Origin of the sequence: Kiloniella sp. EL199, from assembly GCF_900313065.1 — a bacterium.
Taxonomy (GTDB): domain Bacteria; phylum Pseudomonadota; class Alphaproteobacteria; order Kiloniellales; family Kiloniellaceae; genus Kiloniella.
The window spans coordinates 248,076-268,736 of record NZ_OMPU01000013.1; the positions used below are offsets into that span (position 1 = coordinate 248,076).

Genomic DNA, 20,661 nt, shown 5'->3' on the forward strand with positions numbered 1-20,661 from the left:
AAGAGTTCACGTGATAACAAGACAGTTTGTTGATCGACAAAAATTACAGGAATTTCATCCCTTTACCCGTCTTCGTACCCTACTCGGAGACCTTCCGGTTGGCCGATCATGTCTTGAAGATGGACAGGTGATCAATCTGTCTATCGGTGAACCACAGACACAGCCACCGGCATTTGTTGCCGAAGAAATCGAAAAAGCAGCTAAAGGCTGGTCAAAATACCCCCTGTCAAAGGGGACAGCAGAATATCTTTCTGCCAGTGCTAACTGGCTGGAACAACGTTACAACTTACCGCAAAATTTTATTGATCCAAACAAACATATTCTGGCTGTGCCTGGTACTCGTGAAGGACTCTTCATGACCGCCCTTACTGTACTCTCTACGCCCAAAAAGGGAGAAGAAGCCCCCGTATTCCTTACTCCCAACCCCTGTTATCATGTTTATACTGGGGCAGCCGCAGCTGCAGCAGCCGAAGTTGTTACCGTCAGCGCAACCAAAGAAAGCGGCTACCTGCCTGATTATACGACTATTCCCAAAGATATCTTAAAACGGACCGAACTTTGCGTACTTTGCAGCCCCTCTAACCCCGAAGGAGCGGTCGCTGATCCACAGCGTATTAAAGATCTGATCTCTCTGGCTCGAAAGTACAACTTCGTTGTTGTTTTTGATGAATGTTATGCCGAAATCTATAACGATACGCCTCCCCATTCAGCCCTAGAAATAGCCGGGGAAATAGCCGGGGAAATAGCAGCAGAAACGGACGCAAATCTTTCGAATAGTTCTCAGGCAGATCCTTTAGCCAATATTCTGGTTTTTCATTCTCTTTCCAAAAGATCAAGTGCTGCTGGCCTTCGTTGTGGTTTCATTGCCGGTGATGAGAAATGGATTTCCATGATCAACACAACCTGTCAGGTTGGGGGCGCAGGCGTTCCAATTCCTGTGCAAGCAGCAGGAACACGGTTATGGCAAGATGAAGAGCACGTAGAGGTTAACCGCAAGCTCTATAAGAAGAATTTCGACCTTGCACAAAAAATTCTCGGGAAAAGAATACCCGTGGAAATTCCTGCTGGCGGATTTTGTTTATGGCTAGAAGTCGGCGATGGTATAGAAGTTACAAAGCGGCTTTGGCAGGAAGCAGGTATCCGTGTCATGCCCGGTGCTTACATGAGCCACGCCAACAGTACAGGATCGTCACCAGGAGATCGTTATATCCGCCTTGCCTTGGTATATGATCCTGACTTCATGGAAAGGACTCTCGAAAGTATTCGCGACCTGCTCGACAGTATGAATAATTCTACAGCAAACGATTTGGGGGCCCGTAATTAATGGCACGATCAGCCAAATCAGATAAAGTTCAACTGCTTCCTCAGGGCACTGGCGTCTTTTTCCAAAAGCGTCTTATAGAATGCCTGGGTGTCATACTGTTGCTTACAGGAATCGCGCTATTCCTGTCTTTGGTGAGTTACAGCCCCACAGATCCCGGCTTTAACAGGGCCACAGATGGTATTGCAGAGAACTTGTTAGGTATCTATGGCGCACAAATTGCTAGCTTCTTGCTCCCTTTTGTAGGCTTATCCGTATATTGCCTGCCGCTTATACTTACCGCCTGGTGCTGGAGATGCTTCAAAGATCATAGCCTTAGCCATCCCTGGACCAGAGTTATGACTCTCCCCCTGTTAATCATCACACTCTTTGTCGCCTGTGCATGGCTCCCGCAAGCAGAAGGATGGTTAGGGCTGGGTCAGACATCCAATCTGGGTGGCACTTTCGGACAGTTGGCCCTTAACGAGTCACAGCCTTATTTAGGTGACTTGTCTTGGGCACTTTCCCTGGCTTCATTCCTTATTTCCATTCCTCTTTTCCTCTATGCTATCGCCCTCAGGAAAGAAGAATGGCAAACAATAGGGCGCGGATTAAAGTTTGGCTTTTCCGCAGCGGGGCAAATCAAACATATCTTCAATGCGCCCAACCCATTCAAAAGTAATCGTGACGACAATGATGCAACACCGGATATCCGGGGAAAAAGAGATCAAGCAATCCGCAGACGGGCAAAGAAAGATAGAATTGAACCGACCCTGGAAGACGAAAAGATCACCAATGCTCGTGTTGAAACATCTGCAAAACCGGCCAAACCAAGCAAGCGGATAAAAGCGGAAGAACAAGGACGCCTCAATCTGGAAACCGTTGATGGTGAATATGAGTTGCCTCCGATTTCCATACTCAACGATCCGCCCAGCGATACAGGGAAAAACAGCCTAAGCAAAGACGCGTTGGAGAAAACAGCACGCTTGCTGGAAACTGTTCTTGATGATTTTGGCGTCAAAGGAGAGATTGTTACAATTCGCCCCGGCCCCGTTGTCACACGCTATGAACTGGAACCCGCCCCCGGCACCAAAACAAGTCGGGTTGTTGGCCTTGCCGATGATGTCGCGAGATCAATGTCAGCAATTTCGGTACGTGTCGCTGTTGTTCCCGGATCAACAACAATTGGTATAGAGCTGCCAAACAGCAAACGACAAACCGTCTATCTGCAAGAATTAATGGGATCCAGCGACTACGACAAAGACAAAGGCAAACTTCCCATTATCCTCGGGAAAGATATCGGTGGCATTCCATCCATTGTGGATCTTGCACGCATGCCACACTTGCTGATCGCAGGAACCACAGGATCAGGTAAATCAGTGGCTGTAAACGCCATGATCCTCTCGCTACTATACCGCTTTACACCTGATGAATGTAAATTCATCATGATCGACCCCAAAATGCTGGAGTTATCCGTCTACGACAATATTCCGCACCTGTTGGCACCTGTAGTGACAGAACCCAAAAAGGCTGTCGTTGCCCTCAAGTGGACTGTACGTGAAATGGAAGACCGTTATCGCGCTATGTCCAAACTAGGAGTCCGAAACATCGACGGCTATAACGCCCGCATGGCAGAAGCCCGCAAGAACGGTGAAATTCTGACACGTAAAGTCCAGACAGGGTTTGACCCAGAAACCGGACAGCCAATCCACGAAGAACAACCGTTTGATATGAACGCTCTGCCTTACATCGTCGTCGTTGTCGATGAAATGGCCGATCTTATGCTTGTGGCTGGCAAGGACATCGAAGCTGCTATTCAACGACTCGCACAAATGGCCCGTGCCGCGGGTATTCACATTATGATGGCAACGCAGCGTCCATCTGTTGATGTTATTACCGGTACAATCAAAGCTAACTTCCCGACACGTATAAGCTTCCATGTCACATCAAAAATCGACAGCCGAACGATCCTTGGTGAACAGGGTGCAGAACAGCTTCTTGGGCAAGGTGATATGCTTTACATGGGTCAGGGCGGCAGAATTCAACGTGTCCACGGCCCACTGGTAACAGATGAAGAGGTCGAGGAAGTCGTTAACTGGCTGAAGAAACAGGCCATGCCAAACTACATCGAATCAGTAACAACCGAAGACTCTGAAAGTCCTGATTTTGACGCTGCTGCACCATCCAGCAGTGGCGGGAACAGCAGCAAGGCGGATGAACTTTATGACCGAGCAGTTGCAGAAGTGATTAAAAGCCGAAAAGCATCAACCAGCTACGTTCAGCGCCGCCTTCAAATAGGATACAACAGGGCCGCAACAATTATTGAAAGAATGGAAGATGAAGGCGTTATTTCATCAGCCAATCACGTAGGAAAGCGCGAAGTACTGGTTCCGGACAGAAATGAATAGAATACGTAGAGCTACGACCTTGTTTTTAATCAAGGTACAGCGCACAAACCTATTATTGAATTATTGATTTATAAGGATCAAGCTTTGATCAAGATCGCACAAATATTTTCAGTTAAAACCTTACTGACAGTTGCCCTGACATTATCTCTGTTCGCCGGGACGCTATCGCTTGGCAATTCCATAGCTCATGCCGATTCAAATGCATCAAGTGAACCTAATGGGCTACAAGGGCTTTCCCCCGATGAGGTGTCTATCGTCCGTCGTGTGGAAGGTTATTTGAACGACTTAAAATCCGTATCTGCACGTTTTATACAAATTTCCAGCAATGGCAGTTTATCGGAAGGAAAAGTCAACATTCAACGGCCAGGGCAAATGCGTTTTGAATACGATCCGCCTGTTCCCATTGTCATGGTTGCCAACGGTGCAACCCTGCTTTATTTCGATAAAAAACTAAAGCAATCAACTTACCTTCCCCTTTGGAAAACCCCTCTATGGTTTTTAATTAGAGAAAAGGTTGAGTTACACAAGGATATCCAAATTCTTCGTGCTCAAGAATCTGACAGCACAATTCAACTGGAATTGAAAGCAGAAGGCGAGTCAGATGGAACACAAATGACACTTTTATTTAGTGACAACCCAATTTCTCTTAAAAAGTGGGAAGTTGTTGATGCGCAAGGCATTACAACACAGGTGTCTTTGATAAACCCCGTCTACGATACCAAAATTGATGAAGCCATTTTTAAAACAGATGATTTGGACCTAAAGAGACAAAACCCTGAAAAATAAATAATCAAGCGCAGCAAGATTGAACTTATTAGTATGATTTTCAGGATATTAAATAAAAATTATCCCTGAAAATCATACACATAATAAAGAGATCCTGTTTTATATGCTTCAGGACAAAATCATATTTTGCGGCACACTAGCACTTTTAACTAAGAGAACTTTTTTAATCAGAACTAAAAAGGGCTTGCGCCTGTTCTGCTATAAGATTCCGGAACCATTGGTCTGCTTTACTTTGATTTCGAGCACCATGCCAAACTGCGTCAATAGAATATTCCTCCAGTTTTACTGGTGGTATAAATGTCTTGAGGCCATATGTACTAGAAAAACATTTGGCGACATAGTCTGGAATTGTCGCAATCATATCTGTTTGTTGCAAAATCGTTGGAAGAGTCGCAAATCTTGGAACAACAACACTAATGGTTCTTTTCATTTCTATGAAACGCAGTGCATCATCAACGATACCATTAGCATCTCCCAGAATAGAAACAAGAATATGCGGGTGTTGAAGATAAATCTCTAAAGTGGAGGGAGCATTTGCTATTCGGTTAGGACAATACAATCCAGTAAAGCCAGTATTTCCCAAAGAAGCTTTTCTTAGCCAAGATGGAATCTCATCATCAGTTACAGTGACTGCTAAATCTACGATGTTACTATCCAAGCTACTCGAAAAAGTCTCATAATCTATAGATTTTACAATCAATTGAGCTTGTGGAGCTTCTTCCGATAAAGCACGAATAACAAGTGGCAAAAGAGTAACTTCCAAATCATCTGGCAAACCTAGACGAAATGTGCGTGTTGTTGTCTGTGGGATAAAGCTTTCTTTTGTATGAAGTATGTTGGAAATCTGATCCAGTAATGGACGGATATTACGTAATAATTCTTCAGCCCGAGGTGTCGCCGTCATTTCCCGGCCAGATCGAACAAGTAGTTCATCAACCACGATTTCTCTTAATCGGGCAAGAGAACTGCTGGCTGCTGACTGGCCTCGACTTAATCTTTCACCCGCTTTCGTAACATTCTTTTCTTCAACAAGCGCAACCAGTGCTTTGAGAAGATTAAGGTCAACATTCTTAAGATCATCCATATCAATTACTATTATCAATACAATTGATTTTATCAATATATAATCTTCATGCTAACCACAAGGCAGAAAGTAACAAATGATATGGAGAAATGATTTATGACTGAACTTGAACTTGTCCGGCATTGGTACGAAACACGCGACCCAAAACTGTTCTCTCATGATGTGAAATTTACAATCTGTAAAACTTTCCCTTATTCAGGCACTTACCATGGAGCTAAAGCTATATATGAAGATTTTTTTGGTAAATTGCTATCACGTTTTGCCGAATTCCGGGTAGAACGGGATCTTGAGCTACAAGACGGCATGACAGTAATCATTGTCGGACGTTATGTGGGGAAGGTAACCGTTGCCAGTTCCGAGTTTGAGGTTCCCTTCACCCATGTATGGCAAGTAAAAGACGGCATGGTCCTATCCGTACAGCAACATGCAGAAACCGCTCTCCTTAACCATGCTTTTGACGCTGCCGCATAACAACATTTTAGCCAGCTACCGAATTATTACAGGATAGATATCATGTCCGAGATTTATACTTCTCATCCTTCCCCTTTTGCTCGCCCGCTGGAAGGTAGAATAGCTTTAGTTACAGGTGCTGCCAGAAATCTAGGAGCAGGTTTTGTAGAGGGGCTCGCTCAAGCCGGGGCTGTTACAATCATTCACTATAATAGCCCATCATCTGAAACAGAAGCTAAACACTTACTCAAAACCGTGACTCAAACAGGTGGTAAAGGAATGGTCGTGCAATCTGACCTTACTTCTTGTGAAGAAATAAAGTTACTGTTTGATACCATAGAAAAAGAACAGGGTGGCGTTGATATTGTCGTTAACAATGCAGGACGTATGCATAAGGCACCTGTGAGCGATACTTTGGAAAGTGAATTTAATGAAGTTTTCGCACTGAATACAAAAGCTGCTTTTTTCGTTATGAAGGAAGCTGGGAACCGTATACGCGCTGGCGGAAGTATTATAAATATCGGTACAAGTTTGCTGAGTGCTTTCACAGGACATTACGCAGCTTATGCGGGATCAAAAGCTCCTTTGGAAGATTTTACCCGGGCTTTAGCAAAAGAAATTGGTCATCGCGGAGTGGCGGTTAATACAATTTGCCCCGGACCAGTTGAAACATCATTTTTAACTTCTGCAGAAACACCTGAAACATTGAACTGGTTAGCCCAGGCAAGTGTTAGCGGCCGGTTGGGCCAAATAGAAGATATTGTGCCCTGGGTCGTTTTCCTTGCAACACCAGCTTCAACCTGGGCAACAGGCCAAACCTTTTTTGTAAACGGCGGCTTTACAGCACGCTAATAAAAATAATTCTATTAGAAAAAGCGGAATGAAAAGTTATGAAAGTTTTACATATTGATACATCTGCAAGATCAAAAGGATCAGTCACTCGCGACTTGAGTCAAATGGTTGTCTCTCGTCTTGAAGAAAATGATATTAGCCAAACAAAAAAGAGAGATCTTGGTACTGGAGCAACTATTCCTTTTATCAACGAAGACTGGTTGCAGCAAAAGGTAGATGCATTAAGCTGGAGCGAAGAACTAATCGGAGAAGTGGAATGGGCAGATGCTTTGGTAATTGGGCTTCCAATCTATAACTTCAGTGTACCTGCTGTATTCAAGGCCTGGTTTGATCAGATTGCTATCGCACAAAGAACTTTCCATTATGTTGAAGGGTGGCCAGTCGGGCTTCTAAAAAATCGCCCCTGCTGGATTGTAATTGCATCTGATGGAGTAGAGGTCTCATCAGATTATGACCATGCTATGCCGTGGATACGTACATCATTAAATATGATTGGGCTTAAGGATTTACATTTTATCATTGCTGATCAACTTCTAATTGATGAGACTAGAATTAATCAAGCCATAGCCACTATTGCCAATAGTAACTTTTGTTCAACGGAGGCTCAAAATCATATTTAAGAGGCTGAATCTCCTCCGACTAAAATCGGAGGATTTAGCCAACTTGTGAAAACAAAAGTGTAAAAGTTCGGACTTGATCTGACAGTTGTCCGTTTTACGGTGATGATCTGTCAGATCAGATTTGATTTACAAACTTTTCTTTCCAGATTTGTTTCCCCTCAATCATAGTTTCGAAGGGTGTTCTTCCGCAACAGATTTTACCTTGGTGGGTGCGTTGCGTGTTGTAATGATATATCCATTCATCAAGATCCGCTTGTAGTTGTTCAATGCTTTCATTCAGGTCCTCCAGCACATCTGGATTCCAGACAAACCTCTTCTTGTCTAACCATCTTGGATTTTTGCTACTTGACCTCACATCCAAACCAAGTTCTTGAATCGCAGAATACGCGAGATTAATGGCAATTGAAGTTCCAACATGTGCCGAAAAATCAGGGCTGTGCTTCTGAAAAACTTGCCCATGTTTTGGATGCATCGAATGTGGTGAAACGCTCTGTGTCATAATGCTTTGTGCTAGCTTGTGAATCGCATAAGTTAGACTCCTGTCTGACCATGCCTTCGCAGCCACCGCTACAGGAAGTGTTTGTCGAAAGGTGAATTGTTCAAAATTATCCAGTTGTGCGGAATAGCAGCTCAAATGTTTCTTCGCGTTCAATTAGGTCGTCAGAAATCTTAAACCCGTGCCCACTTGGGCTAAACCGATCTGGAAACCCCTCCAAGACCAAATTTGCTGCGCGTATGAGCTTATGATGTTATTGGCTTCATCCTGCCCAGCCTCAAAGATAAGCACTTGCCCATACTCTTCTCCTTCACGAAGACCATCATACATGGACAAGACTGGCGCCTGAGAATTTCACTCATCCCTGCAGCGGAAAACCTGTATCTCATTGAAGGATCAATAATACCGTAAACAGACCGACCTACTTCAGTGCAAACTGATCGAACAAGTTCAAATTCGTCCCGCCTAAATACAAGAAAACTGCAAATTGAAGTCACTCACATATCCCGATAATTGATTTGGGTTGAGGTTAGAAGGCTGACCCGTTCAGTGCAATTGAATACTGCCTGCTTTGAAGCATCTGTTACGAGAAAGCTTGTGGGGCTTCAATGTCAGCTTAGGGCCGAGAACGTCGAATGGCACGATCAATTGAACTCGTTCTGTCAATCTTCTGCTTCGAACCCAGAGTGACCTATACTCCGGCTGTCACTGATGACCGCGCGTTGACATTGCATTTCAAGCTGTGCTGAGGAATAGTTGTGGGAGATCGCATATTTTTAGGACGCTTGAAAGGTTTCTTGAAAACAATGAATAGACTAAGTGCTCTATTAATTTCCTATGCTTATTTGGTGCGGAACAAGCTCTTGCCGACTCTCCATATTACACGCAAATCGAACAAATACAGGTGAATGAAAGCGAGTCCTTTTCAGTCAAACTTTTGCATGGCGATGGAGTGTTCCCCGTCAGATTGTAGTAAAACATACGTTCATCTCGAAGAATGCTTTGTTACAGATACGAGAGAGGTTGCCGCGAAGGTTTCACCAACTGTTTACCTGGGCATAGATTATGCTTTTATATGGGACATGCATTTATCATCAGCAGGAATTATGAACATGACATCATCAGCCAATATTATGGTTCTATTGATTGAAGATGATATGGATATCGCCGGAACCGTCAGTGATTACCTAGAACTGGAAGGTGTCGAATGTGATCACGCTTTTGATGGGATACGGGGTTTTGAGCTTGCTCAACAGAGCAATTACGACGTTATCTTGCTTGATGTGATGCTGCCCTTTCGCGATGGGATGAGTATTTGTGAAGAGTTAAGAGCTAATGGTGTGGACACCCCAATCCTAATGTTTACAGCCAGAGATACCTTGGAGGACAAGCTTCAAGGCTTTCAAGCAGGTGCTGATGATTATTTGATCAAACCGTTTGCAATGGAAGAACTCCTGATGCGCACCCGGGTTTTATCCCGCAGACGAAGCGGAGAATTCAAGAAGTTCAATCTGCTTGATCTGTCGGTCGATTTTGACAAACGCGTTGTCACCCGTGCCGGAAAAGACATCAAGGTGTCACCGACAGGTTGGACGATCCTTGAGGTCTTGTCACAAAACAGTCCCAAGCTGGTTTCCCGTTCTCGTCTGGAGGTGGCCCTGTGGCAGGGGCAACCGCCAGATACAAATGCTCTTAAAACGCATCTTTACAAGTTACGTCAACGAATTGACAAGCCGTTTCAACATGACCTTATACACACTGTTGCCGGACAAGGCGTGGCTTTGAGGGAGGCGTAAGGTATGGAACAAAAGCTTCGGACTTTTCCCAAAGTTATAAGAAGATATATTCTGTGGTGCCTCGGCTTTATTTTACTTTTTTACACCATCATTTTGATTTTTTATCTGATTCATGGCGCGTATATAGCGACTTCTTTTGGAATTGAATTGTACGGGCTTCAATATGAAAGGGATTTGACTGCGGATCCCCAAGCGCCACCTCCTGATAGTTTTAATATTACGACATATGAAACATTTGAGGATATTCCGGAACAAATACGGGGGGAAATTCCAAAAAATAAAATCAAGCCAGGAAAACTTTTCGATGTGCAACTAAAAAGCTTCGAGAAACAAATAAAATCCGGAGAGAAACGCCTGGATTTGCTCTATATGATCCTCCCCTATGAACTCAATGACGGCAGGATCCTCTTTATTGTCCAGAATTTTAATCAGGATGATAAAAACAGTGTTTTCTTCAGAGAAATCATAAATTTCTCTCTTGTTACGTTGCCTATTGCAGGCGGAGTTATCATTCTTTTCTTGATAATTACAGGACTCCTGGGAAAGCGATTGGCCGATCCGGCACAAGAATTAGCGTTATGGGCACAAAACCTGAAATCGGAAAACCTGCATCACCCTATCCCCAACTTCGGTTTTATCGAACTGAATAGCGTCGCAAACGAACTTCATGGCTCCCTCGTTCGCCTTGATGAGTTTGTCATCAGGGAACGGGAATTTTTGCAACATGCCAGCCACGAGTTACGGACCCCAGTTACTGTCGTGAGTGGGAATATCGTGCTTCTGGCAAAGCACGATCTCACGACCAAGCAAATCAAAATCGTAGACCGCATCAATCGTGCTTCAAAAAACATGAAACAATTGATTGAAACCTTGTTGTGGCTGGGACGAGAACGTGAGCCTGACCTGATCAAAGAAGAGGTTGATTATCCCGCCTTGCTGTCAGACGTATTGGATGATTTGTCCTATCTTTCCCAAAGTGAAAATATAGAGCATCAGGTCAAGATGAAGAATACGAATTCAGTGGCGGCTTCTCCTGCCGCGCTTTATATCGTGGTTTCAAACCTGATCCGTAACGCATTCCAACACACCCCGAAAGGGCGCGTTAATGTACAACTTGAAAACAATGTGCTGACAATTGAAAATTTTCTGGATACGCAATCCCCCCAACTTTCCAACGAACAGGGAGAGGGCGTGGGCGTGGGCGTGGGATTGAACCTGGTTCAACGTATATGTACGCGATGTAGTTGGCTCTGTGAGACTACACCCCTTGAGAATGGTGGAATGCGTGCCGTTCTTTCTTTGACCAAAAAAAATTAGAAAAGCCAAATTCCGGTTACCTCTTGGACACCCTGCTCGTTGGTATTGTTGCGTAAGTCAATATCAATCAATAGGTTTCCAATGCATATCAAATTCCTAGCAGATACGTCTATCGTGCCGATGCTGGTTGCGATGTCCCCGGTTGTTTTTGCCAATGAAGAAGAACAAAAAACGGCAAATCGGGGAGATTTCTAATGCAACTCAAGATCAACGGCGCAACGTATGAAGTTGAGGATGTATGGAGCGAAGAAACGCTTCTAACTGTATTACGGGAAAGATTGGGTTTTGTCGGTGCTAAATTCGGCTGCGGCCATGGCGATTGCGGTGCTTGCACCGTTCATGTCGACGGCCTTCCAACGCGGAGCTGCTATATAAGCGCACAGGATGTCGAAACAAACGAAATCGTCACTATCGAAGGCCTGAGCAGTCCGCAAACACAATTGCATCCCGTACAACAGGCATGGCTTGATGAGCGTGTTGCACAATGCGGCTACTGTCAGGCTGGTCAGATCATGCAAGCGGCGGCTCTTCTTGCAGAAAATCCAGCGCCAGATGACCAAGCGATCAACGAATTTATGCGAGACAATCTATGCCGGTGTGGCACTCAAGCGCGCGTTCGAAAAGCAATCCATCGCGCCGCCAGTCAGATGCGAGGTCAATCATGAGCAATGCAAAGTCAAAACCCCGCTTCACTAGGCGTGGCTTCCTCAAAGGGGCTGGTTATGCAGCGGCAGGTCTAACGGTCACTTATCTGGTCGGCCGCAATTTTGCACCGATCCTGCCATCTCTCGCTACACCCGAAATCAAGGGTGAAGCATGGATCACTGTTAGCCCAGACGGAAAAGTCTCGATGTTGAGCCCGGTGCATGAAATGGGTCAAGGATCCTCTCTTGGGTTGGCGCAAATTGTTGCCGAAGAACTCAATGTCGATATCGCGACAATTACCGTTAAGTTCCCGTCGACACGCGATATACCGCATATGCGGTTTACAACAGGCAGTGAGGCCATAGCGCTACATGCACGTCCTGTCGCTGAAGCGGCGGCTAGTCTGCGTGAAGAACTCAGGCGAAAAGCGGCAGTGATTACTGGCCTCAACCCAGAGGCACTCAAAGATACAACAGGCGGCTTTACTACAGAGGAAGATCGTTATTTGACCTATGCTGACATCGTGGGAGGCTCTGAGTTAACACTTGCCGAGGATAATCTGCCCGCAAGTCATGCCTACACCTTCGATGCCAGTCGCAAGAAACGGCAGATCGGACGCACCGCTTTGCAAGTCCAGGCCCTTGAGATTGTTACCGGTGGGCCAATATTTGCAGGTGATATACGCCGCCCAAATATGGCATTCGGACGCGCTGTTCAAGCACCGGCCCCCGATGCACGGATCATTGAGATCCATGACGGCGGAGCAGATACGATGCCAGGAGTCATCCAGGTTGTCATCGACGTGCCACGAGGCCTGGTTGGAGTTGTTGCGGAAACACCCGGCGCGCTCGACAATGCACTTGAGCAAATTGAAGTGAAATGGGATAGACCAGGAAGCTTTTCGGCTGAAGATATCGCTGCGCAGGTTGATGTCGATACAGCTCTTTCTAGCGGGAGGCTGGAACATTCGATTGTCGATGACGATATCAATACATCAGAGGCCTGGACAGTCGATATGCGGTTTGACCTGCCTATCCTGCATCATGCGACGCAGGAACCGCGCACAGCTGTGGCAGAGTTCAGCCTGCGCAACGGACAAGAAGTCGTCGACATATGGACAGGTACACAGGATATTTTCGTCAACCAGAAAAAAGCTGCCGCTGATCTTGACTGGTCGCCAGACAGGGTAACTATTCATGCAATGCGCGTTGGCGGCGGTTTTGGCGGACGCGTACTCTACGATGTCGTCCGCGAGGCTGTGCTCCTCGCCCAACATGTAAAACGTCCGGTCAAAGTGCACTGGTCACGGCGTGATGAATTTCTCGCAGACAGAACGCGACCACCTTCCTCTCATCGTGTTCAAATTCGAACGGATACGGTTGGTCACATTACGGATTGGCGGCACGCCTGTGTTAGTGGTCATGTTTTGCTTACTGAACTTATGGCACCGCAACCGCTGCTTTCCGTAATGCGTATGGCGATGCATGATTTCGGGGCGTCTCGTGAATTGGTAGCACCCTATAATGCACAGCATCGGCGCATCGAGATGAGCGATGTCGAGCTGCCCTTTCATGCCGGTGAATGGCGCTCGCTCGGGGCCTGTCCCAATGTCTTCGCAATCGAGAGCGCCATTGATGAACTCGCGCGAAAACTCGGCAAGAATCCGGTTGAATTCCGGCTTCAAAACCTCGGATCAAGCAGAGTCCGCCTTAAAAACTGCCTGAGCAGAGTCAAGGCGATGTGCGATACTCACCCACACCAAAGCATCCCTGGAATTGGACGGGGATTTGCCTGCGGAATTTATCAGGAACACAGCTATGTTGCAGCGGCCTTTGATGTTGTCGTTGACTATGAGCAACAGGAAATCCGCGCTGAACGGTGTTATGTCGCACTGGATGTCGGCCTAGCCATCAGTCCAGATCAGATTAAAGCGCAGATTGAAGGATGTGCAATGATGGCCATCGGCCAATTGCTTATGGAAACAGCCCCAATCGACGATAGCGGTTTGGCATCGATCAGCTTTAGCGATTACCCAACACCGTTGATGGGTGATACACCAGAGTTTGAAATTGAAATAATCGACAACAGTTCAATCCCGCCTGCCGGCGTTGGGCAAGCCCCGATTATTGCGACTGTCCCCGCACTTGCAAACGCCATCCGGGACGCGACCGGCTATCGAACACTGAAATTACCTGTCAGCTTCGACGATCTCCCCATCCCCGATGAATAATCGCTGATGCGATGAAACACCTATTGATTTGGAAAACAAAGGAAAACCTTGATGAAAAAGACGAAATATTTGATTGCCTCCTTGGCAATAAGCCTCACCGTCTCTATCGCGGCGGCACAAGCGGTCACCCTTAAAGTTGTGGTCACCGGCACGCCAAATGCTAAGGGTATGGTCAGCACCACCATCAAAACGGATAACCACTCTCTCTTGCAAGAGATGCGCTGCTGCCAATTCACTCCGGTGAAAAGGCGGTAGTGTCAGATCAAGTCAAGACTTCTACAACTAAAGTCATTATCCTTTTCTAATATTTCTGTTTACACCAAATAACATTTATCAATTATAGCGAAAAAATATGTCACTCTAGATGAGTTTCTCTCGGTACAGCTTTCATCACTCCAAAATCTTTTGACGCTACACAAGCCGGTTTTTATGAGACATAAATCCAAGGATAGGTTTTTACCAAATAGTTTAATTTTCAGTGGTCAAGATAATGACATCATTCAAGTATTTCCCTGCCTAGATCGAATAAAATTCAAAATCGACCCTAACGATTTCCTGCACCGTCATTAACCTGCATCTGATACAAAGTATTAATATCTTCTACAATTTTTATTTCCTGCTCCCCAAGTCCAGAAATACGCGCATTAACGCGATCTCCTACACAAAGATATGAAAGATCTGCCTGTCCTATTGAGCAGCCATGAGGGGTACCCGTTAGTATCAAATCACCGGCCTCTAACGTCATAAAAGTGCTAATATATTCAATTAACCGGAAGGGTGAAAAGAGCATATCACTGACCTTTGCATTCTGGCGAATTACTCCATTCACCGACAACATAAGCTCTAAATCATCAATACTCTGCCCTTCCTCAGGAGTGACCAAAAAGGGGCCAACAGGGCAAAATCCGTCTGCACTTTTCCCCTTGGTCCATTGCCCACCTCTTTCCAGCTGGGCACTTCGATCAGAAAGATCATTCACGACAACATAACCAAGTATATAGTTTTGCGCATATTCCCGGCTAACATTCTTTGCCTTACGCCCAATCACAACCCCAAGCTCAACTTCCCAATCAAGCTTCTCAGCCCAGACTGGCTTAATCACATCTTGGTTTGGCCCACATATGGAAGTTGGTGATTTTAGAAAAACGAGTGGTTCAGCCGGACATTCATGACCGACTTCTGCCGAATGTGAAGAATAGTTCAGCCCGATACATACTATTTTACCCGGCGTTGGTATAGGTTGATGAAATCCTGTTTTGACTGAAATTATCGGCATTTGATAAAAATCTTCAGCTTCTATACGGGAAAAGTTATCAACTGTTAAATCTTCCGCATTTTCCCATTTTATGTATTTAGAAGCATCTCTCCACTCTCTGCCATCAACTGAAAGTATTAACTTCAACCCAAAGTCATGATAAATTTGGGCAATTTTCAAACTTTGAATATTTTTCATGACAACTGACTAACCGCTTTAGTAATCCTAGCAATTGCTTCATCTAATACTTTTTCTTTGAGTGCAAAGTTCATCCGAAAGTACCCAGGAAGCCCCAAAGCTGTTCCAGGAACGGTACTAACGCCTGCATTAAAGATCAGATACTCGCAGAAATCGATATCAGTTACGATTTTCTTGCGATTGGGTTGTCTTGTACCAAGTAGCTGTTTGCAACGAGGAAAAACATACATTGCCCCATCAGGTGTTCCACATTCCAAACCGTTTATATCATTAAGTTTTCGAAGAACATCGTTACGACGAAATTCTAGAATCCTGGACTGTTTCTTCAAATCAACAAGCGGTGTATCCAGGGCTTTTAAAGCAGCGATCTGGCTAACTGATGAAGGGCTGGAAGTAGATGCTGACCGGTATAGTTTCATTGCATTTATAAGTTCGACAGGCCCTATTCCATAGCCAATTCTCCACCCGGTCATAGAATACGATTTAGATACACCATTAACCAAAAGAACCCGCTCTTTAAGGTCGGGGCGAATATTGAGTATGTTTTGATGAACTTTATTATCAAACAGCATGTGTTCATAGATTTCGTCAAACATAACCAGCAGGTTTGGGTAACGATCTAAAACAAGACATATTTCGTGTAACTCCTCGGCACTGTAATATCCCCCTGCAGGATTTCCTGGTGAATTCAAAATCAGCCATTTAGTTTTGGATGAAATATGATGTTCAAGCTGTTGTGCATCAAATTTAAAACCTGTTTCCAAAGCCGTTTCGATAAAGATCGGCTTTCCATTATTAACCTGAATACCTTGAACAAAACTTGGCCAGTAAGGAGTTGGAACAATTACCTCATCACCAGCTGATAGGGTAACAGCTAAAGCTTCAAAGATAATTTGGCTACCACCTGCACCAACAGATATCCTTTCCTGTTTTACATCCAGATTATTCTCTCTCTGATATTTAGCCGCAATTTTGGCTTTCAGTTCAGTTAACCCATCAATTGTGGTATAGTGAACTGGTTTTTCTTTTATAAAATTTTGCGCTTCTTTCTTAACGGCATCTGGAGGTTGAAAGTCGGCTTGCCCTTGTTCTAGTGATATTATTTCCCCATCAACACCAGACAAGTTACGTGCGATCTGGGCAAACTGAAATATTAATGGCAGTTCGGCACCTTTGAAATTTGATCTTAACATCATTTTACTTTTGGCCTTTTCCTTACTAACTACACATCCACACCCTCAAGTGTTACCTTTCCGATCATCCGCCCACTTTCCACCAGAGCATGTGCCTTGGCAATTGAGCTTGCTGATATCTTCCCGGCACTTTTGGTTTTGGTATGCGTAATAATGCCCGCATCTACTAATTCAGAGATATGTCGTAGCACTTCACCTTGTCTCGGCATGTTATTTGTGGAAAAAAGCGATCTTGTAAACATAAGCTCCCAATTGATTTGAACACTTTTTTTCATGAAAAGATCCAGATCCAGCTTTGCCTTTGTACTCGCTACCAAACAGATTGAACCTTCGGGAGAGATAATCTCGCTCATCGTTTCCCAATAAGGTGCATTATTACTGCAATTCAAAATATAAGGGACTGTATTAAAGCCAAGCTGATTCAGCTGTTCTCTTAAATCTTTGGAATGATCGATTACGTGATGCGCACCCATTTTAAGGCACCATCGCCGACTCTCTTCTCTGGAAGCCGTTGCAACAACAGTGCAATTAGAAAGTTGCCGAGCAAGCTGAACAGCCATCGATCCTAATCCACCAGCACCGCCTATAATCAGAATGACCTGTTTTTGAGTCGAGGTTCTATCGATTTTTAATCGATCAAATAATCCTTCCCAAGCCGCTAATGAGGTTAAGGGAAGAGAGGCTGCTTCCTCTTCAGTCAGCTTATCTGGTTTAGGCCCAACCACCCTCTCATCAACAAGCTGAGTTTGCGCGTAACAACCAGGACGAGTAATATCTCCGGCATAAATTACACGATCACCAGGTTTATAGTTTTCGACATCATTCCCTACAGAAATAACCTCACCACAAGCATCCCACCCAAGAATACGCGGTTCAGACAAGCGATCTTCAATCAATTGCCTCTGCTTACAATCAACCGGGTTTACAGATATCCCATCAATCCTGACAAACAAATCACGCCCTTCCGGGACATTCGTATTCAGTTCACCCTCAATGAAACAGTTTTGGTGATCTGTAGGCAGGCTTTCCTGGACATAGACAGCTTTCATAATATTCAACCCTATCTCTATATTCATTAGTACTCAAGAAATAGGCATAGAGCATAAACAGGCATAAATGACCTCACTAAATACTCACTCTACCAATAGTTATTCTAATTGCAGAATGAGTCCTTTCATATTTAATTGTTTATTTTCAAATAGATATATTAATTCGAAGGCAAATTCACTCCTTTACCATTCGTTTTAATTTAGCTAAAATTAATTAGAGAAACTTGACTCAAACTCTACCATTACTGTTTATTTGCATGTGTATATTTTGAAGATTCAATAATCGGTAGAACGATCATTATGAGAAAGCTCCCTCCACTGAATTCACTTCGTGCATTTGATGCAGTTGCACGAAATGGCAGCTTTTCAAAAGCAGCAGCAGAGCTGTGTGTTAGTGCTTCTGCCGTAAGTCAACAAATCTCTCTTTTGGAAGATTGGATGGGAGTTAAATTTTTAAAAAGATTATCTAATAAGACAATATTAACCCCAGAAGGCATTCTATTTTCCAGTCAATTAAATCGTTTATTTGATTCCCTTGAAGAAAATGTTTTCTACACAAAAAACCGCCCAAACAACAATGAAATCCGGCTTAGTATCCTCCCTTCTCTCGCCTCACGATGGCTAATCAGTCGGTTGCCCACTTACTCTAACAACTATTCTCAAAACAGGGTTATGGTAGAGGCATCCTTTGATATAAAGGATTTTAATCATGAAGAATTTACTGTCGCAATAAGATCAGGTATTGGTTCATACACGGGATGCCATTCAACAAAATTATTTGACGAATATGTGATGCCTGTTTGTAGTCCAGACTATTGGGCAAAAAACACTGTTTCTTTGGCTGATATTGGCAAATGCACTCTCCTTGCGGACCACACATTTGGAAAAGAAAAAACAAATCTTAATTGGAATACATGGATAGTCCGGGAAAACATCAAACTTTCAAAAAGCTTAGTCCCAAGCCAATCATATACTGACAGCAACTTGACTATCCAAGCAGCTGTTAATGGGGAAGGCTTTATGCTTGGCAGAAGTATCCTTATAAATGAAGAGATTAAAAGAGGTACGTTAATAGCACCATTTAAACGTAAACAAATATCTGATTGGCCATATTTTATAGTGTATCCAAAAATGCATCACCCGCCAAGAAACCCACTCCGCTCTTTTATTAATTGGCTTTATGAAGAGGCAAAGACTACTCCTGGAATTGCGGAAAACTGAACCTCCTCCGACTAAAATCGGAGGACTTAACCAACTTGTGGAAACTAAACTCGGGATCTGCACTTCGTAATATTACACGGTCTGTTGAAGAAAGCCCCCGGCAAGAAACCACCTGCTACTAAAAACCAGTCTTTACAGCTATTCCTTTAACTAACATATTACTTTGCCCGGACTTCAAAGGTTTTTTAAGCGAAGGCGTTTGGGAGTTATATCGAATTTATTTTTAAATTGGGCTATGAAGTGGGATGTATTTGCGTATCCAATTTCCAGCCCAATTTCTGTTATAGACATATCTGACATCAGTATCATATTGTACGCGCGATCAAGCCGGGCATTAATTAGCCAGCGACTTGGGGAAGTGCCAAACTGTCGATTAAATTCTCTGTTAAATGCTGATACTGATCTGCCAGATAATTGAGCATAATCATTTACATTCAAATTATGAGCTTCATGCTTTTTCATAAGGTACCGAATGTTCCGTCTACCACTGTCAGAGCTATTTTCATACAGAAATGATTGTAAGCGTTGGGGATTGTCTACTGCTGCAATAAGATACAAAAGCTCCATCATTTTTGTATGTAAAAGATCACGCGTACCTTTTATATTCTGATAAATTCCAAGTATTGATTGCATATAAGCCGTCAGGCTGCCGTGTGACGATATTTTATAGGCGCCCGTTCCAGGCAGAGGATTAGAAGAAAACGCTCTGTTTTGCTGCTCAAATTCTGAAATAACGCCATGATCAAAGAAAAATAATAGAGCCTCTAGCGGACCTTCTCTATTTGAAAAATTGGATACCATGAATACATTGCGCGGCAACATAATCATTTCCCCTTCATGTACGACAATTTCCTCTTCTCTAGATGTTATGAAGGTCTCTTTCCCTTTTACAACAAAACACAGGCTGGCTACATTGTTGAAAAATTCGACATTCATAGCGCTTGACTTAATTTGTTTGTGATAAATAGATTTTTGATCGTATTTCATCACGATCTGTACATCCAAAAATTCTGACAAACCCTCGGGAATAACCAAACTTTGATCCTTCCACAAACCAAATTCCGCGAGTTTTGGTTTTGGTTTTGGTTTGAGTTTAGATAACATAAAACTTTTCCTTATTTATATTGACTATTTTCTTTATTCTGGAATGTCAGCATGACAAGATAGGATAGTATAAATTGTGCGCGATTTCCGGCATTTTTAACTTATCTCAGATATCCCCCCATATCCAGAACGTTTAAAAGAATTCATACAATTTAGGAGGTAATTATGAGTATTTGGGTAACATTGGAAATGACAGTGCGTGACGGTGCTTACGCTGATTTACATACATTTTTGGAGGAAAAGCTGCCTGCTGTTCGTGGTTTTGCAGGTGCACTCTCTGTATCAATTCTCTTTAATGAAGAAACAAACAAGCTATTGATTCTTGAAGAGTGGAAATCCCAGAAACATCATCAAGCATATATTGCTGCGATTAAGGAAAACGGTGTCATGGAACAACTTGTATCTTTCATGACCTCACCACCAGAAGTGCAATATTTCGAACGCATTATGATATGACAAGTGAAAGATTCATGGAACCTACTCGCAGAGAAGTCTTAAGCATGATAGCGGCAGGGGCTGTGATCATGTCCATGCCGAAGTCACTAAACGCAAAATCACTAGCCAAACCTTTTGTGACTAAGACAATTATAACAGAGCCTATATCTGATAATTTATTCGCAAAGATTGTTGCACGGCGTTCACAAAAGGGACTCATTT

Annotated in this window: 18 protein-coding genes and 1 pseudogene; 13 read left to right on the top strand and 6 right to left on the bottom strand. The window is 43.9% G+C overall.

Going from position 1 to position 20,661, the window contains the following annotated elements; all coding sequences use genetic code 11:
• Positions 1-10 precede the first annotated feature (10 nt).
• The 3 genes from D9A03_RS16010 to D9A03_RS16020 all read left to right on the top strand — a co-directional run bounded on the left by D9A03_RS16010 (position 11) and on the right by D9A03_RS16020 (position 4,494).
• On the top strand, positions 11-1,324 hold the full coding sequence (locus D9A03_RS16010) for an aminotransferase class I/II-fold pyridoxal phosphate-dependent enzyme (RefSeq protein WP_120498217.1): 1,314 nt from the start codon (positions 11-13) through the stop codon (positions 1,322-1,324).
• The gene (locus tag D9A03_RS16015; protein WP_120498218.1) at positions 1,324-3,708 is read left to right on the top strand and encodes a DNA translocase FtsK; all 2,385 of its coding nucleotides are present in this window, start codon (positions 1,324-1,326) and stop codon (positions 3,706-3,708) included. The genes D9A03_RS16010 and D9A03_RS16015 overlap by 1 nt, the downstream gene beginning before the upstream one ends.
• A gap of 84 nt (positions 3,709-3,792) precedes the next feature.
• Complete coding sequence (locus tag D9A03_RS16020; protein ID WP_162938199.1) at positions 3,793-4,494, top strand: outer membrane lipoprotein carrier protein LolA; 702 nt, start codon at positions 3,793-3,795, stop codon at positions 4,492-4,494.
• A gap of 163 nt (positions 4,495-4,657) precedes the next feature.
• Here D9A03_RS16020 and D9A03_RS16025 read toward each other — a convergent pair whose 3' ends face one another.
• Positions 4,658-5,578 (bottom strand): LysR family transcriptional regulator, encoded by a 921-nt coding sequence (locus D9A03_RS16025; protein ID WP_120498220.1) that lies wholly within the window; start codon positions 5,576-5,578, stop codon positions 4,658-4,660.
• A 96-nt stretch (positions 5,579-5,674) separates the two neighbouring features.
• Between D9A03_RS16025 and D9A03_RS16030 the strand changes: the two genes are divergently transcribed.
• From D9A03_RS16030 to D9A03_RS16040, 3 genes are read left to right on the top strand one after another with little or no spacing between them, the layout of a single operon-like run.
• Positions 5,675-6,049: a nuclear transport factor 2 family protein gene (locus D9A03_RS16030; protein ID WP_120498221.1), complete on the top strand. Its 375-nt coding sequence runs from the start codon at positions 5,675-5,677 to the stop codon at positions 6,047-6,049.
• Positions 6,050-6,091: 42 nt separating this feature from the next.
• The gene (locus D9A03_RS16035; RefSeq protein WP_120498222.1) at positions 6,092-6,880 is read left to right on the top strand and encodes an SDR family oxidoreductase; all 789 of its coding nucleotides are present in this window, start codon (positions 6,092-6,094) and stop codon (positions 6,878-6,880) included.
• A 38-nt stretch (positions 6,881-6,918) separates the two neighbouring features.
• Positions 6,919-7,500 (top strand): FMN-dependent NADH-azoreductase, encoded by a 582-nt coding sequence (locus tag D9A03_RS16040; protein ID WP_120498223.1) that lies wholly within the window; start codon positions 6,919-6,921, stop codon positions 7,498-7,500.
• A gap of 115 nt (positions 7,501-7,615) precedes the next feature.
• Here D9A03_RS16040 and D9A03_RS20125 read toward each other — a convergent pair.
• Positions 7,616-7,765 (bottom strand): annotated as a pseudogene (locus tag D9A03_RS20125) (IS481 family transposase); the annotation flags it as partial.
• Positions 7,766-9,108: 1,343 nt separating this feature from the next.
• Between D9A03_RS20125 and D9A03_RS16050 the strand changes: the two are divergent.
• The 5 genes from D9A03_RS16050 to D9A03_RS16070 all read left to right on the top strand — a co-directional run bounded on the left by D9A03_RS16050 (position 9,109) and on the right by D9A03_RS16070 (position 14,239).
• Positions 9,109-9,792: a response regulator transcription factor gene (locus tag D9A03_RS16050; protein WP_120498224.1), complete on the top strand. Its 684-nt coding sequence runs from the start codon at positions 9,109-9,111 to the stop codon at positions 9,790-9,792.
• 174 nt (positions 9,793-9,966) lie between these two features.
• Positions 9,967-11,109 carry a HAMP domain-containing sensor histidine kinase gene (locus tag D9A03_RS16055; protein ID WP_162938200.1) on the top strand — a complete coding sequence of 381 codons (1,143 nt, stop codon included), beginning with the start codon at positions 9,967-9,969 and terminating at the stop codon, positions 11,107-11,109.
• 194 nt (positions 11,110-11,303) lie between these two features.
• On the top strand, positions 11,304-11,774 hold the full coding sequence (locus tag D9A03_RS16060; RefSeq protein ID WP_120498226.1) for a (2Fe-2S)-binding protein: 471 nt from the start codon (positions 11,304-11,306) through the stop codon (positions 11,772-11,774).
• Positions 11,771-13,984: a molybdopterin cofactor-binding domain-containing protein gene (locus D9A03_RS16065; protein ID WP_162938201.1), complete on the top strand. Its 2,214-nt coding sequence runs from the start codon at positions 11,771-11,773 to the stop codon at positions 13,982-13,984. The genes D9A03_RS16060 and D9A03_RS16065 overlap by 4 nt, the downstream gene beginning before the upstream one ends.
• A gap of 51 nt (positions 13,985-14,035) precedes the next feature.
• Positions 14,036-14,239: a hypothetical protein gene (locus tag D9A03_RS16070; protein WP_120498228.1), complete on the top strand. Its 204-nt coding sequence runs from the start codon at positions 14,036-14,038 to the stop codon at positions 14,237-14,239.
• Positions 14,240-14,528: 289 nt separating this feature from the next.
• Here the strand turns inward: D9A03_RS16070 and D9A03_RS16075 are convergent, their stop codons facing one another.
• The 3 genes from D9A03_RS16075 to D9A03_RS16085 are packed head-to-tail and all read right to left on the bottom strand — an operon-like array spanning position 14,529 to position 17,679.
• Positions 14,529-15,437 (bottom strand): fumarylacetoacetate hydrolase family protein, encoded by a 909-nt coding sequence (locus D9A03_RS16075; RefSeq protein ID WP_120498229.1) that lies wholly within the window; start codon positions 15,435-15,437, stop codon positions 14,529-14,531.
• Positions 15,434-16,630: a pyridoxal phosphate-dependent aminotransferase gene (locus D9A03_RS16080; RefSeq protein WP_216825514.1), complete on the bottom strand. Its 1,197-nt coding sequence runs from the start codon at positions 16,628-16,630 to the stop codon at positions 15,434-15,436. Before D9A03_RS16080 ends, D9A03_RS16075 begins: the two co-directional genes overlap by 4 nt.
• Positions 16,631-16,659: 29 nt before the next feature.
• Positions 16,660-17,679: a zinc-binding alcohol dehydrogenase family protein gene (locus tag D9A03_RS16085; protein ID WP_162938203.1), complete on the bottom strand. Its 1,020-nt coding sequence runs from the start codon at positions 17,677-17,679 to the stop codon at positions 16,660-16,662.
• A 300-nt stretch (positions 17,680-17,979) separates the two neighbouring features.
• On the opposite strand from D9A03_RS16085, the gene D9A03_RS16090 reads away from it, so the two are divergent.
• Positions 17,980-18,900 (top strand): LysR substrate-binding domain-containing protein, encoded by a 921-nt coding sequence (locus D9A03_RS16090; protein WP_120498232.1) that lies wholly within the window; start codon positions 17,980-17,982, stop codon positions 18,898-18,900.
• 174 nt (positions 18,901-19,074) lie between these two features.
• Here D9A03_RS16090 and D9A03_RS16095 read toward each other — a convergent pair whose 3' ends face one another.
• Entirely contained in the window at positions 19,075-20,004 is a 930-nt protein-coding gene (locus D9A03_RS16095) for an AraC family transcriptional regulator (RefSeq protein ID WP_120498233.1), read from the bottom strand.
• A gap of 165 nt (positions 20,005-20,169) precedes the next feature.
• Here D9A03_RS16095 and D9A03_RS16100 point away from each other — a divergent pair, with 165 nt between their 5' ends.
• Positions 20,170-20,460 (top strand): putative quinol monooxygenase, encoded by a 291-nt coding sequence (locus D9A03_RS16100; protein ID WP_120498234.1) that lies wholly within the window; start codon positions 20,170-20,172, stop codon positions 20,458-20,460.
• Positions 20,461-20,661 lie beyond the last annotated feature (201 nt).